This is a genomic window from Ruegeria sp. HKCCSP351, from assembly GCF_017872535.1.
GTDB lineage: Bacteria > Pseudomonadota > Alphaproteobacteria > Rhodobacterales > Rhodobacteraceae > Ruegeria.
In genome coordinates this window covers 516,499-530,317 of record NZ_JAEDOV010000001.1, presented here as the reverse complement: position 1 = coordinate 530,317, position 13,819 = coordinate 516,499, and the positions used below count along the sequence as shown (strand labels likewise).

Annotated in this window: 15 protein-coding genes; 5 read left to right on the top strand and 10 right to left on the bottom strand. The window is 56.1% G+C overall.

Annotated elements, in window-relative coordinates:
• Positions 1 to 21: 21 nt before the first annotated feature.
• The 8 genes from I9182_RS02640 to I9182_RS02605 all read right to left on the bottom strand — a co-directional run bounded on the left by I9182_RS02640 (position 22) and on the right by I9182_RS02605 (position 6,937).
• Positions 22 to 276, bottom strand: a complete 255-nt coding sequence (locus I9182_RS02640) for a hypothetical protein (RefSeq protein WP_209503910.1) — start codon at positions 274 to 276, stop codon at positions 22 to 24.
• A gap of 181 nt (positions 277 to 457) precedes the next feature.
• Positions 458 to 1,771, bottom strand: a complete 1,314-nt coding sequence (locus tag I9182_RS02635) for a branched-chain amino acid ABC transporter permease (protein WP_209596282.1) — start codon at positions 1,769 to 1,771, stop codon at positions 458 to 460.
• Positions 1,768 to 2,778, bottom strand: a complete 1,011-nt coding sequence (locus I9182_RS02630) for a branched-chain amino acid ABC transporter permease (protein WP_209596280.1) — start codon at positions 2,776 to 2,778, stop codon at positions 1,768 to 1,770. Before I9182_RS02630 ends, I9182_RS02635 begins: the two co-directional genes overlap by 4 nt.
• Before the next feature lie 207 nt (positions 2,779 to 2,985).
• On the bottom strand, positions 2,986 to 3,315 hold the full coding sequence (locus I9182_RS02625; RefSeq protein WP_209596278.1) for a hypothetical protein: 330 nt from the start codon (positions 3,313 to 3,315) through the stop codon (positions 2,986 to 2,988).
• Between the two features lie 278 nt (positions 3,316 to 3,593).
• Positions 3,594 to 4,016 carry a hypothetical protein gene (locus I9182_RS02620; RefSeq protein WP_209596276.1) on the bottom strand — a complete coding sequence of 141 codons (423 nt, stop codon included), beginning with the start codon at positions 4,014 to 4,016 and terminating at the stop codon, positions 3,594 to 3,596.
• A gap of 5 nt (positions 4,017 to 4,021) precedes the next feature.
• The gene (locus tag I9182_RS02615) at positions 4,022 to 4,852 is read right to left on the bottom strand and encodes an ABC transporter ATP-binding protein (RefSeq protein ID WP_209504888.1); all 831 of its coding nucleotides are present in this window, start codon (positions 4,850 to 4,852) and stop codon (positions 4,022 to 4,024) included.
• A gap of 8 nt (positions 4,853 to 4,860) precedes the next feature.
• Entirely contained in the window at positions 4,861 to 5,649 is a 789-nt protein-coding gene (locus I9182_RS02610; RefSeq protein ID WP_209596275.1) for an ABC transporter ATP-binding protein, read from the bottom strand.
• Positions 5,650 to 5,755: 106 nt separating this feature from the next.
• A complete protein-coding gene (locus I9182_RS02605) occupies positions 5,756 to 6,937 on the bottom strand; it encodes an ABC transporter substrate-binding protein (protein WP_209503916.1) in 1,182 nt (393 codons plus the stop codon).
• 169 nt (positions 6,938 to 7,106) lie between these two features.
• Here I9182_RS02605 and I9182_RS02600 point away from each other — a divergent pair, with 169 nt between their 5' ends.
• On the top strand, positions 7,107 to 8,189 hold the full coding sequence (locus tag I9182_RS02600; RefSeq protein WP_245222462.1) for a PQQ-dependent sugar dehydrogenase: 1,083 nt from the start codon (positions 7,107 to 7,109) through the stop codon (positions 8,187 to 8,189).
• Positions 8,190 to 8,191: 2 nt separating this feature from the next.
• Here the strand turns inward: I9182_RS02600 and I9182_RS02595 are convergent, their stop codons facing one another.
• Positions 8,192 to 9,196, bottom strand: a complete 1,005-nt coding sequence (locus tag I9182_RS02595; RefSeq protein WP_209503918.1) for a GlxA family transcriptional regulator — start codon at positions 9,194 to 9,196, stop codon at positions 8,192 to 8,194.
• A 169-nt stretch (positions 9,197 to 9,365) separates the two neighbouring features.
• Here I9182_RS02595 and I9182_RS02590 point away from each other — a divergent pair, with 169 nt between their 5' ends.
• Positions 9,366 to 10,736, top strand: coding sequence for a 3-deoxy-7-phosphoheptulonate synthase class II (locus tag I9182_RS02590; RefSeq protein ID WP_209596271.1), 1,371 nt, complete (start codon positions 9,366 to 9,368; stop codon positions 10,734 to 10,736).
• Positions 10,737 to 10,805: 69 nt separating this feature from the next.
• Here the strand turns inward: I9182_RS02590 and I9182_RS02585 are convergent, their stop codons facing one another.
• Entirely contained in the window at positions 10,806 to 11,480 is a 675-nt protein-coding gene (locus tag I9182_RS02585; RefSeq protein WP_209596269.1) for a PAS domain-containing protein, read from the bottom strand.
• A 245-nt stretch (positions 11,481 to 11,725) separates the two neighbouring features.
• Between I9182_RS02585 and I9182_RS02580 the strand changes: the two genes are divergently transcribed.
• From I9182_RS02580 to I9182_RS02570, 3 genes are read left to right on the top strand one after another with little or no spacing between them, the layout of a single operon-like run.
• Positions 11,726 to 12,616: a YicC/YloC family endoribonuclease gene (locus tag I9182_RS02580; RefSeq protein ID WP_209596267.1), complete on the top strand. Its 891-nt coding sequence runs from the start codon at positions 11,726 to 11,728 to the stop codon at positions 12,614 to 12,616.
• A 17-nt stretch (positions 12,617 to 12,633) separates the two neighbouring features.
• A complete protein-coding gene (gene gmk / locus I9182_RS02575) occupies positions 12,634 to 13,275 on the top strand; it encodes a guanylate kinase (RefSeq protein WP_209503922.1) in 642 nt (213 codons plus the stop codon).
• The gene (locus I9182_RS02570; RefSeq protein WP_209503923.1) at positions 13,272 to 13,796 is read left to right on the top strand and encodes a gamma carbonic anhydrase family protein; all 525 of its coding nucleotides are present in this window, start codon (positions 13,272 to 13,274) and stop codon (positions 13,794 to 13,796) included. Before gmk ends, I9182_RS02570 begins: the two co-directional genes overlap by 4 nt.
• Positions 13,797 to 13,819 lie beyond the last annotated feature (23 nt).

Genomic DNA, 13,819 nt, shown 5'->3' with positions numbered 1-13,819 from the left:
CCGTTGGGGGCGCTGTCGCGTTTACTTCAGTCGGCGTTGACCTTCCTGACGACAATAGGCGTCAGCCTCGGGAACCGACATCTTCGTGGCCGGGAAGTCGATTGCACGGTCCCAGGTCACGCGATCCTGACGATATAGCTGACAGGTCACGACACCTTTTGGTGTCTGTACTTTGACCGGCGTCGTCTCAAGATCTTCGGGACTGGGGACGCAGGCGGATACTGCAACGGCAATAGCCGGAAACAGAATGAGTGATTTCAGATGTGGTGCTTTCATTTTCTACTCTTGTCTACTCGTCATGTTGATTGATTAAAACGGTATAGGCGGGTGTGAGTGCCAGGGACCTGCTGCAAATCAAAAACACTGTGGTGGGTCCGTTTATTCAGAAAAACCTTAAGAATCAAGAAACCGCGCCAGATTAGTGGCGCGGTTTTGCGTATTGGAACGTGGCGTTGACCTATTTCTCGGGGATCAGACCCCTTGGGCTGAATCTGAGAACAATCAACAGGATCAGGCCCATCGTGAACAGGCGCATATGTGCGGCACTTTCGATTAGATGTGTCTTCAGCGCGCTGCCATCCGGCAAGCCAGCGGTGATCACACTCATCAACCACAAGCCAATCGGCTCGACCTGAACCCACAAGAACCAGATCAGGAACGCGCCAAGTACGGCTCCGAAGTTGTTGCCGGAACCGCCAACAATCACCATGACCCAAACCAGAAAGGTAAAACGCAGCGGATTGTAGGTGCCTGGCGTCAGCTGTCCGTCCAGAGTGGTCATCATAGCGCCTGCGATTCCGCAAATGGCCGACCCCAATACGAAAATCTGCAAGTGGCGACGGGTGACGTCCTTGCCCATGGCTTCGGCCGCGACTTCATTGTCGCGGATTGCGCGCATCATGCGACCCCACGGGCTTTTCAGCGCCATCTGCGCCATCCACAGCAGCGCCAGAAGTACCAGCATGAACAGCAGCGAATACCCAAGTTTCACCGAGAGGGTGGATGCGGTGACCGGATCCAGCCCCAGCCATTCGGCGCGGGCCAGAAAAGCCGGATCTTGCTGCAATTCAACTTCGTACCCGACAACCGGTGAGGGGCGCGGAATGCCATAGACATTCTTCACGCCGCGGGCCAACCAGTCCTCGTTCTTCATGACGGCGATGATAATCTCGGCGATACCCAGCGTGGCAATTGCCAGATAATCTGACCGCAGTCCAAGCGCGGTTTTGCCAATCAGCCATGCCGCCCCGGCAGCCAGCAGACCTCCGGCAGGCCAGGCCAGCAGAACGGGCAGGTTCAGACCACCGATGTTACCGGCAATCGCCGGGTCAATGGCCTCGACCGCGGCAACATTGGGGTCGAACACGGCCCGGTAGAGGAAAAAGCCGACGATAAGGACAGTGATTATTGTCAGCGTCTGCACCCGGCCTTTGGGCATTTTTGTTGCCACCAGTACGGCTGCAACAACGGTGGCAGCCCCCAACAGCAAGGACAGAACGATACCATAACCGCCAGCGCCCCAGGCGCCCGGGGTGGGCGCTGTTGATACCAGCACCACGGCCAGACCGCCCAGCGCGACGAATCCCATGACCCCCACGTTAAACAGGCCTGCAAAGCCCCATTGCAGGTTCACACCGATCGCCATGATGGCCGAGATCAGCCCCATGTTCAGAATCAGAACGGCGGTGTTCCAGCTTTGCGTGAAACCGGTCAGCAGAATGAGGCTGCCAACAGCTATGAAAAGCAGAGTGTTTTTGACAGATTCGGTCATACTGCTTTTCCCTTGAACAGGCCCGTGGGCTTAAACAGAAGCACAATCAGCAGGATGACAAAGCTGACAGCGAATTTGTAATCGGTGGACAGGAGCTGAACCAATCCGGACGGCTCCAGGTTTTCGGGGGCCACATAGGTTAGTACTTTTTTCCAGGCATAGGTGATCGTCACCTCGGAAAACGCGATGATGAATCCGCCTGCAATTGCGCCCAGTGGGTTGCCTAGGCCACCCACGATGGCCGAAGCGAATATCGGAAGCAGAAGCTGGAAATAGACGAAAGGTTTAAAACTTTTGTCCAGCCCATAAAGTACACCCGCTGTGGTCGCCAGGGCGGCTACGATGATCCAGGTGATCATCACAACACGTTCAGGGTTGATACCGGACAACAGCGCGAGATCCTCGTTGTCGGAATAGGCACGCATCGATTTACCGGTACGTGTTTTGTTGAGGAACCAAAACAGCAAGGCCACGGCAATAACGGCCACTATCAGGGTGATCCCTTGCGAGGTCTTGATAGCCAGCCCCTCTTGTAGGCCCGTCATGGACTTAAAGTCCCGCGCGGATATCAGAAATCTTGCACCATCCGAGAACTTTTGGTCATCCGGCCCGATGATAAAGCGCACCAGACCGTTCATGATGAACATTACACCCATTGAAACGATCACAAGGATAACCGGCTTGGCCTTTTGTTCGCGGTAAAAGCGGTAGACCAGCCTGTCCGTGACCAACACCAGCAGGATGCAGCCAAGGATGGCAAAGGGCAGAGCAAGCAGGGCAGTCGGCAACGGCGCGAAGCTGACACCAGCGGCTTGCAAACCCCAGGTGACAAGCACAGCGATCATCGCGCCAAAGGCCATGGTGTCACCATGGGCAAAGTTCGAAAACCGCAGGATTCCGTAGATCAGGGTCACGCCAAGCGCTCCCAACGCCAACTGACTGCCATAGGCAATCGCAGGCACGATGACAAAGTTGGCAAGCGCAACAAGCGCGTTGAGTAAGTCCATTATTTCTTCTCACTGTCCGGGTGCGACCTTATGGCATAACGGTCTGCGCGGGCACAATGTTTTGCACGCGGTTTATCGTCATATTTTCCTGCTGGTAGCGCAAAAACCCTAGAAAAATTTTCACGAAGGACGGACTTTCCACATCTAGCCCGGCTCAGTCACGCACCGGTCAATTCCGATGCGTGGTTGAGATGGTCGGAAGGGGGCTCAGGCGTTTGTTTCAGTACAAGCGCCGCGATCGGTCCCCGCATTGGGGCCTTTGACCGAGAGATCAAAGGTCATGTCGTCATAGTTCACGACAAAGGTCATGACCTCATCGCCCTGGATATAGACAAACGTCATGTTGCCAACGCCTTTGAAGACCATCGCATCGCCAGAAACACTTGTGGTTTCGATGATGCCCTTGTCTCCTTCCGACGCCCGTTTGAGGCGCACTTCACTGCCGTCGCGGTCTGAGACGCAGACAAAGTGACGCTCTTCCGCAGTTGCTGCGGTCGTGCACAAAGTGGCGACGGCCACCCACATCCATTTTTTCATTCTTGGGTCCTGAATAGAGTTTTTCATTCAGAAGGTTCGCTTGATTTCTCGGAACCAGATCTGCTTGTCCGGGAAACCGTTTCCTTCACAGCGCCCGGCGCTAAACGCCCAATGTGACCGGATTGCAGCCGAGGCGTGGAAATCTTGAGATGGTTGTCGCGGTTGAAGACGGCCAGATACCGAGATTAACTAGCGTTTCCTTCTAAACTGGCGACTTCAGTTGATTGCGGAAACAAGAAGGAAGTTGGAGGGTGCAAAAATGGCTTTGAAAAAGCCCACTAGTTCTGTTGCTCGCCTTGGCAAAAACCCTCAACGGCCTCTACTATCAACCTTTCGCGCCCAACAAGCGTCTCGCTGAGGATTGCAGTTCCAAGGTCGTAGCCGGGCTTATCAGCGTGGAAGATACCTTGGTAAGTATCGAGCCTAGGGCTTCCGATGCCCACACCATAAGCAAATACTGTCAAGATTGGGTCATGCGATATCCGAATATGTGTCCAATCACTGGCAGGGTAATCAGAACCATTTTCCTGCCAAACAATCCTGTCATCGAGCGCCGATAGGATGACCGTTCGTTGATTCTCGAACTCGCAACGGAAGATCACCCCATTTCTAGACTGCTTAGCTTGCGGTGCTAGGCTCTGAGCAAACGCGATGCTGCCTAGCAGACATGAACAGAAAACGGCGAGTAGGCTGGTTTTCATAGGCCTCACCCCCCCAAGAAACTCTTCCGCACCTCCGGATCGGCCAGCAGCTCCTTGCCCGTACCGGTATAGGCGTTTCGCCCCTGAACCAGAACATATCCTTTATCCGCGATTTCAAGCGCTTGGCGGGCGTTTTGTTCAACCATCAGGATCGGCAGGCCGGTGCGTGCGACCTCGATGATGCGGTCAAAAAGCTCATCCATCACGATGGGTGAGACACCCGCGGTCGGCTCGTCCAGCATCAGGACCTTGGGTTGCGTCATCAGCGCGCGACCCACGGCAACCTGCTGGCGCTGACCGCCAGACAGTTCTCCGGCGGGCTGGTTGCGTTTGTCGCGCAGGATCGGGAACAGGTCATAGACCTGCTCCATCGTGTCCGAGAAATCGTCGCGCCGAATGAAGGCACCCATTTCCAGATTTTCCTCGACAGTCATCGAGGTGAAAATGTTCGACGTCTGAGGAACAAAGCCCATACCGCGGATTACGCGGTCTTGCGGGGTGAGGCTGGTGATATCCTCGCCATCCAGGCGCACTGAGCCGGCGCGCACATCCAGCATCCCAAACACGGCTTTCATCGCCGTTGACTTGCCCGCACCGTTGGGGCCGACAATGACTGCGATTTCACCCTTGTCCACGGCAATGGTACAGTCATGCAGGATATCAGGGCCTTTGCCATAGCCGCCGGTCATGGTGTCGCCAATCAGAAACGGGCCGCCTTCAACGCGATGAGTCGTCCCGCTTTTACGATGGGCAGGCGTCATTGTACCGATACCTTGCGTGTTGGTAATCGATGCGTCCTTGTTGCCCTTGTCGTCCTGATAGGGGTTATCACTTATGCCAGCGGTCATGTCTGGGCCTCCAGCTTGTCTTTGTTTTTGAGGCCGGTGCCAAGATAGGCTTCGATCACGTGCTCGTTTGCCTTGATCTCATCCAGAGTGCCCTCGGCCAGAACCTTGCCCTCGGCCATGCAGATGACCGGGTCGCAGATTTTACCGATGAAATCCATGTCGTGTTCGATAACGACGAACGTATAACCACGCTCTTTGTTCAGGCGCAGGATCGTATCGGCGATGGTCATCAGCAGGGTGCGGTTAACGCCTGCTCCGACCTCGTCCAGAAATACGATCTTGGCGTCCACCATCATGGTACGTCCAAGTTCCAGCAGTTTCTTTTGACCACCCGAAACCTGACCGGCCTTGTGATCGGCCAGATGTTCGATGGTCAGAAACTCCAGCACCTCGTCTGCCTTGGCTTTCAGCGCGCGCTCTTCATCAGCGATGCGCTTGCGTCCGAACCAGGTATTCCACAGCGCCTCACCCGATTGCGCACCGGGCACCATCATCAGGTTTTCGCGGCAGGTCATCGACGAAAACTCATGTGCGATCTGGAACGTGCGAAGCAAACCCTTGTGAAACAGCTCATGCGGGGGCAGGCCGGTGATATCTTCACCATCCATGACCACCTTGCCGCTGGTCGGGGGCAAAACACCGGCGATCACGTTGAACAGAGTGGTTTTTCCGGCCCCGTTGGGCCCGATCAGGCCGGTGATCGACCCTTTTTGGATTTCCAGCGACGCCCCATCCACCGCGTGAAATCCGCCGAAATGCTTATGCACGTCCTCGACGACGATCATGGTATCCCCTTGCCTTGTCCCCGTGAAACGAGGTGCAGCCTTTTGTCATTGAAACAGCCCGGGCACAAGGCCCGGGCTGTTTGATTTTATGGTTTGATATGCGGGATCAACGGAAGTTGACGGTCTTGTTTTCGCCGTCGGTCACTTCGATCTCGCGGTACGACCCTGCGCTTTCGCCGGGGCCGATCAACTCGACACCGGACGCGCCGACATAGTCGATGTCCTGACCGGCGGCCAGCAGTTCCAGACCTTTCGCCAGTTCACCGGGATAAATCTTTTCACCCGGCGCATTGGCGACGTCCATTACTTTGCCCGCGTAATCTGCGGGGTTGGTCGAACCGGCGGCCTGCATGGCGAACATGAACAGCGCTGCCGCGTCATAGGATTCGGGCGAATAGGGCGACGACCCGTCAAACCCGGCTGCTTCAGCCAGTGCAAAGTACTTTTCTGCACCTTCACCACCGGACCCGGCGATCTGACCGAACGAGCCGTTCAGGTCGGGGCCGACATTTGCGGGCAGCGAGTCACCGATCATGCCACCGGGCAGACCAAAGGTGTCGAACGCACCGCTGTCCAGCGACGACTGGATGATGCCCAGACCACCCTGGTCCAGATAACCCGCGACAACCAGAATGTCGCCACCGGCCGAGGCCAGCGCGCCAACTTCAGCCGAATAGTCGGCCTTGCCGTCTTCGTGCGCCGTCACGATGGTCACTTCGCCGCCAACCGCCTCGAAGGACGTCTGGATCGCATCGGCCAGACCTTTGCCATAGTCGTTGTTGGTATAGGTCAGCGCGATCGAGTTGATGCCACGATCCTTGAGGATATCAGCCATAACCTGACCTTCGCGAGCATCTGACGGCGCGGTGCGGAAGAACAGGCCGTTGTCCTCCATGGTCGACAGGCCGGGCGAGGTCGCCGAAGGCGAGATCATGACCATGCCGTTTGGAATGGCAACGTTCTGCAGGATCGCGCCGGTTACACCCGAACAGTCGCCGCCGATGATGCCTGCAACGCCGTCAGCGATCATACGCTCGCCGTTCGAGGTGGACAGACCATTGTCGATACAGCCGGTATCAGCACGTACACCAGCCACGCTGGCACCGTTCATGAACTTGCCGGATTCGTTGACTTCGGCGATTGCCAGTTCCGCGCCCGATCCCATGGCAGGGGCCAGCGATTCAATCGGGCCGGTAAAGCCGATCAAAATCCCCAGTTTGACATCTTCGGCCATGGCTGCGCCGGCCAGCAATGCAGTTGCTGCAGTTGCAGTAAGCAGCTTTTTCATATGGTTACTCCCAGTTGTGAACGTATTCGTTCTGGCGACGACCCTAGGCAAGCTGTTCGGAAAAGAAAAGTCCTAACGCAAACCTGTCTTTTTCGTTTGAAATCCTATCTGTTTTGTTGGGACTCACTCCTGATTGTCACCGAAAGGGACCAGAATGCTCAGAACGGCGATGATTCTGTCTTTCTCACTCTGCGCCTTGAATGCCGCGGCCCAGACGCTGTCGGTTTCAGCCGGGATGGTCAAGCTGGAAGAAATGGTCGGCGGGTTGGAGACCCCATGGGCAGTTGGCATTTTGCCCGATGAAAGCTTCCTCGTCACGGAACGGGATGGAAGGTTGCTGTATGTGCGAAATAGTCAAGTAGAGGGTGTTTCAGGCGTTCCAAAGGTCGCGGCTCTGGGGCAGGGCGGATTGTTGGACGTCACGATCTCACGCAATTTCAATCAAAGCCGAGAGGTCTTTTTGACTTTTGCAAAACCGCAAGGCGACGGTGCAGGAACTGCTGTTGCGGTTGCGCGCCTGTCCGAAACAGGCAAAAACCTTCAGAACTTCCGAGTAGTTTTCGAGGCATCGCCAGGTGGTACAGGTGGTCGCCATTTTGGCAGCCGTGTGGTCGAAGCGAATGATGGGACATTGTTCGTGACCTTGGGCGAGCGGGGACAGGCGGAGAAGGCACAGGATCGGTCCAATCCTATGGGCTCGGTCATTCGTATCAACCGCGATGGGACGGTTCCGGCAGATAACCCCTTTGTGGGGCAATTGAATATCGAACCCGAGATATGGTCTTACGGCCATCGAAATCCACAGGGCGCGGATTTGGACGCGCGTGGCCGACTTTGGATCTCGGAACACGGGGCGCGGGGTGGAGATGAAATCAACCAACCCCGCGCAGGTGCCAATTACGGCTGGCCTGTTATCTCGTACGGCACACATTATTCCGGAGACAAAATCGGGGAAGGTACAACCAAAGAAGGGCTGGAACAGCCGGTTCACTACTGGGATCCTTCCATAGCACCCTCTGGTCTGCTGGTTTATTCCGGCAAGCTCTGGCCGCAATGGGCAGGTGACATTTTCGTAGGATCGTTGAAGTTTGACTATATCGCCCGACTTAAGGGCGATCCAATGCACGAGGCCGAACAGATCAGAAGCCCTGAAACCGAGCGCGTCCGCGATATCGTCGAAGCGCCAGACGGGTCGATCTGGTTTATCTCGGTTGGGCAGGGGGCCGTCTACAGAATGGCCCCGGCAAAGTGACCTTACACCGATAGCCGCCCGCTTTGCGCACCGCGCTCGCGATAGGGCGTAGTGTTGTAATGCGCCCGGTAGCATTTCGAGAAATGGCTAGGCGAGGCGAACCCACAGGCCAGGGCTACGTTGATGACGCTCATATCGGTTTGCATCAGCAGGTTCCGCGCCTTGTGCAAACGAAGCTCCATATAGTACCGCTTGGGCGAGCGGCTGAGATAACGCCGGAACAGTCGCTCAAGTTGGCGGGTCGACATGCCGACTTCCTTGGCCAGAATCGAAGGTGAGATCGGCTCTTCTATGTTCTTTTCCATCATCAGGATGACCTGACTCAACTTGGGGTGACGTACACCAATCCGTGTCGGTGTAGACAGGCGCTGCGTGTCCTGATCTGTCCGGATAGAAGAATAGATCATCTGATCCGCCACCGCATTTGCCAGGTCTTCGCCGAAATCGTCTGCAATCAACTTGAGCATCAGATCAATGGATGAAGTCCCCCCAGCCGTCGTCATACGACTGCCGTCAATCTGAAAGACTGCTTTCGTCAACTCGACCTCATCGAATTCTTCGATGAAACTGTCGGAGTTTTCCCAATGTATCGTCGCCCGCTTGTTGTCCAGCAGACCGGCCTTGGCCAAGGTATAAGCAGCCGTGCACAAACCGCCGATCCGCAGTCCGCGCCGTGCCTCGCGCCGCAACCAGTTCAGAATGCGTTTGGTTGTAGCAGCCTGTACGTCAACGCCCCCGCAAATCAGAACGACATCGTCGCGTTGCAGTTCGTCCAGGTCACGATCAAGTTTGAATTCGGTTCCGGCCGAACATGAAATCGAATCTCCGCCTTCACCTGAAAGCGTCCATGTATAAAGCTGTTTGTCCGCCATGCGGTTTGCGATGCGCAGGCTGTCGAGTGCCGATGCAAAAGACAGCAGCGAAAACTTGTCCAAAAGGACAAAAACGAAATGACGGGGCATGGCCCCAGCATTTTCGACCGTGACTGCTTGGCGTTGCACTTGCATGACAAAATGTCCTTAATTCTGCGCGGGAAAACCAGGTATCCTGCGGCGTATTTGGCAGTCACCATGATCAAAGCTTGTTTGCGGCGTCAAGAGGCGCAAATGGGATATGGTCACTCTTCATTGCTTTTTGTATAGAGGCGACCTGAACACTTCAGCGGAGATCAAAGCTATGACCGAATGGCAAAAAACGAACTGGCGCAACAAGCCCCGGGTTCAGATGCCAGACTATACCGACGAGGCCGCATTGGCCAAGGTCGAGGCCCAGCTTTCGCAGTATCCCCCGCTGGTCTTTGCCGGTGAGGCGCGGCGCCTCAAGCAACATCTTGGTGCCGCCGGTCGCGGCGAGGCCTTCCTGCTTCAGGGTGGGGATTGTGCTGAAAGCTTTGAACAATTCAGCGCCGATGCGATCCGAGACACCTTCAAGGTGATGCTGCAAATGGCGATGGTTCTGACCTATGGTGCCAAGGTGCCGGTGGTAAAGGTCGGTCGAATGGCCGGCCAATTTGCAAAGCCGCGCAGCGCCCCGACAGAGGTTGTGAATGGTGTAGAACTGCCCAGCTACCGCGGTGACATTATCAACGAATTGGCGTTCACGCCCGAAGCGCGAATTCCGAATCCCGGCAAGATGTTGCAGGCCTACACACAGGCGGCGGCCACGTTGAACCTGCTGCGTGCCTTTTCAACCGGTGGCTTCGCCGACATGAGCCGTGTTCATTCGTGGACGCTGGGCTTTACCGACGAACAGGACGTTCAGAAGTACTCCGAGGTGGCAGACCGCATTCAGGACACCATCGACTTCATGGAAGCAGCTGGCATCACGGCAGACACGACGCACGAATTCTCGACTGTTGAATTCTACACCAGTCACGAAGGTCTGTTGCTGGAATATGAAGAGGCGCTGACCCGTCTGGATTCGACCTCGGGCAACTGGCTGGCCGGGTCTGGTCACATGATCTGGATCGGCGACCGTACACGCCAGCCTGACGGTGCACATGTCGAGTTCTGTCGTGGCGTTCTGAACCCGATCGGTTTGAAATGTGGTCCGACGACGACGGCAGAAGACCTCAAAGTTCTCATGTCGAAGCTGAACCCTGAAAATGAAGAGGGCCGCCTGACCCTGATCGCGCGTTTTGGTGCAGGCAAGGCGGGTGAACACCTTCCGCGTCTGGTCAAGGCTGTGAAGGAAGAAGGCGCCAAGGTCACCTGGGTCTGCGACCCGATGCACGGCAACACCATCAAATCGGCCACGGGCTACAAAACCCGTCCGTTCGATTCTGTATTGCGTGAGGTACGCGATTTCTTTGGCGTGCATCAGTCTGAGGGCACGATCCCCGGCGGTGTCCATTTCGAGATGACCGGTCTCGACGTTACCGAATGCACCGGTGGTGTTCGGGCCGTGACCGAAGAGGATTTGTCGGATCGCTACCACACCGCTTGCGACCCGCGCCTGAACGCGTCTCAGTCGCTGGAACTGGCGTTTCTGGTGGCGGAAGAACTGACCAACCTGCGCCGCAACGGATCAAAACGCGTCGCAAGTTAAGCGTTCCAAAAGAAAGAAAACAGCGGGCCACCAGTCCGCTGTTTTTTTGTTCCGGGTGTTCAGACTGGTTCAGTCATCGCGCGACACGACCAGACGAAGGTGCTTGGCCGCGCGTTTGAAATCCGTTTGGTCTTCGGCAAAACCGTCAACGGTTTGAGGCCCAGCAGGAGTTGGTATTTGAATTTCGGAAAATGACTTGATCCGCGTATCAGAAATCGAAAATCGGCGTGGGGTTTTACCAATCGCACCATCCGCGACCATGACGCCCAGAACCCGGCTGACGTCGCCCAGATCGCTTTTGAGCGGTAAAAAGATCATGCAGGCCTGCATCCGGGTACGCCCCAGTATCCCGTTCGACTCCAGACCCAGTTCTGCGACGGCGGGTGCTGCAAATACCTGCTCCAGAACGTCCTTAATCCTGGCGCGATCATCAGGCTGGAAGAAGGCCGTCACAGGCATGCCACGAACCTCCATCCCCGCAAGCGCGTTCAGGTGACTTCCGGCAAGGCGAAACCGGGCCAGTCCCGGGGCGATCCGTTCAAGAATGAAAGTATATTCGAGTATGTTTTCCAGTCCACGCGGGTCGACCTGGGACCGCATCGGAACACCGTCACCACTCAGCAATGCAGTCCAATACGCCTCGGCCTGGCGGATCGGCGTAAGGCTGCGCCCACTGTCAAAGCGATCCATTGCGACGATCTTTCCAAAATCTGACCCGGAACCAGTCCCGAAAAAGGTTTTCATTTTCTTCACCCGAACGTCAATTGGCCGCCATTTTCATAAAATGCAACACAACCGGAGCATTTGTGGCCTGCAAGCCATTACCAGGGGTAGTTTGACTCGGGTTTATTCAATTTTGGAGTAATTCTTTAACGAATGGTTAACTTACGCCAAACAAATGCTGCCTCAGCAAACTCTTGCTCTGCACCGGTCAATCGCATTAGGTGCGGCACACATCCAAAAGGGTGAGGTCACAGGAAAGGACAGTCATGATCAGATCCATGACCGGGTTTGCCTCGGGGAAAGGGGAATACGGACCGCACAGCTGGACGTGGGAGTTGCGCAGTGTTAACGGCAAAGGCCTTGATATGCGCCTGCGCGTCCCTGATTGGCTGACCGGGCTTGAGGTGGCCCTTCGGGCCGCGCTGTCAAAATCCCTGAGCCGTGGGAATGTGACCCTTTCAATGCGTCTGACCCGCGAGGACTCTGCCTCGGAACTGGCATTGAACGAGGTCGCTATGGCCGCTGCCCTGAGCGCGTTGGATCAGACACACAAGATGGCAGCTGCGCGCGGTATCGCTCTGGAACCGGCGCGCGCCTCGGACCTATTGGCACTGAAAGGCATGTTGGATGCAACCGCAGATGCGGATGATCCCGCTCCGTTGGTTGCGCGCCTGACCGAAGATTTCAACGACCTGTTGGCCGCTTTTGTCGAAATGCGCCGGGCCGAGGGCGAGGCGTTGGCTACTGTGCTGAACACTCAGTTGGATCAGGTTGCGGCGCTGACAGCACAGGCAGCTGATCTGGCCGTGCATCGTAAGGACAAGATGGCCGCGACATTGCGGGACAATCTGGCGCACGTACTGGACAACGCGCAGGGCGCGGACCCGGATCGCGTCGCACAGGAACTGGCATTGATCGCGGTCAAAGCCGACATTACCGAAGAGATTGACCGCCTGTCTGCACATGTCGACGCAGCAAGAGAGCTGCTTGGGCAGGAAGGGGCTGTCGGACGCAAACTTGATTTCCTGATGCAGGAATTCAACCGCGAAACCAACACGTTGTGTTCCAAGGCTCAGAGTACGGAGCTGACGGCTGTCGGGCTGGAACTGAAGGCGGTGATCGACCAGATGCGCGAACAAGTGCAAAACGTAGAATAATGATGGGAACGACTGATATGGCGGATCGCCGAGGCCTTTTAATCATCCTGTCTTCCCCGTCCGGGGCAGGCAAATCCACCCTGGCAAAGCGGCTGATGGACTGGGACAAGGACCTTGAGTTTTCGGTTTCGGCCACAACCCGTGCCCCGCGTCCGGGGGAAGAAGATGGGCGGGACTACTATTTTCTTTCTGAAGACGAGTTCAAGCAGAAGGTCGCCGATGGCCAGATGCTGGAACATGCGCATGTCTTCGGTAACTTCTACGGCTCACCCGCTGATCCGGTGCGCAGTTCGATCCACGCAGGCAAGGACGTGCTGTTCGACGTGGACTGGCAAGGCGAGGTTCAGATCCGCAACTCGGATCTGGGTAAGCATGCGTTGTCGATCTTCATCCTGCCGCCTTCGATCCCCGAACTGCGCCGCCGTCTGGAATCACGTGGGCAAGATAGCGATGAAGTTATCGCAAGGCGGATGCTCAAAAGCTGGGATGAGATCAGCCACTGGGGCTATTATGATTATGTCCTGATCAATGACGATCTTGAGGCGACCGAAAAGAAGCTCAAGACCATCGTCAGCGCCGAACGGATGCGCCGTATTCAACAGCCAAATCTGCAACAACACGTGCGCAAGCTTCAAAACGAATTCGAGGGGCTGTCATGACGATCTACGCGTTAGGCGAGCACATGCCCGAAATTCACGAGGACACATGGGTTGCACCCGATGCCAACCTGATCGGCAAGGTTGTGCTGGAACAGGGCGCCTCGGTTTGGTTCGGCTGCACGATTCGCGCAGATCACGAGGAAATCCGCGTTGGTGCAGGTAGCAACGTTCAGGAAAACTGCGTCATGCACATCGATGCCGGGTATCCTTTGTCGATCGGTCCGAATTGCACCATCGGACACAAAGTGATGTTGCACGGGTGCACAATCGGAGAAAATACTCTGATCGGAATGGGCGCGATTGTTCTGAATGGTGCCCGGATCGGGCGGAATTGCCTGATCGGGGCAGGGGCCCTGATCACGGAAGGCAAGGAGATTCCGGATAATTCCCTTGTGATGGGGTCTCCGGGCAAAGTGGTGCGCCAGCTTGACGAGGCCGCAGCAAAACGGATTACCCTAAGCGCGATGCATTATCAGGAAAACATGCGCAGGTTTCGGGACACTCTGAGACCTGTTCAATAAAGCGCGCGGATTGATCGGGGTTT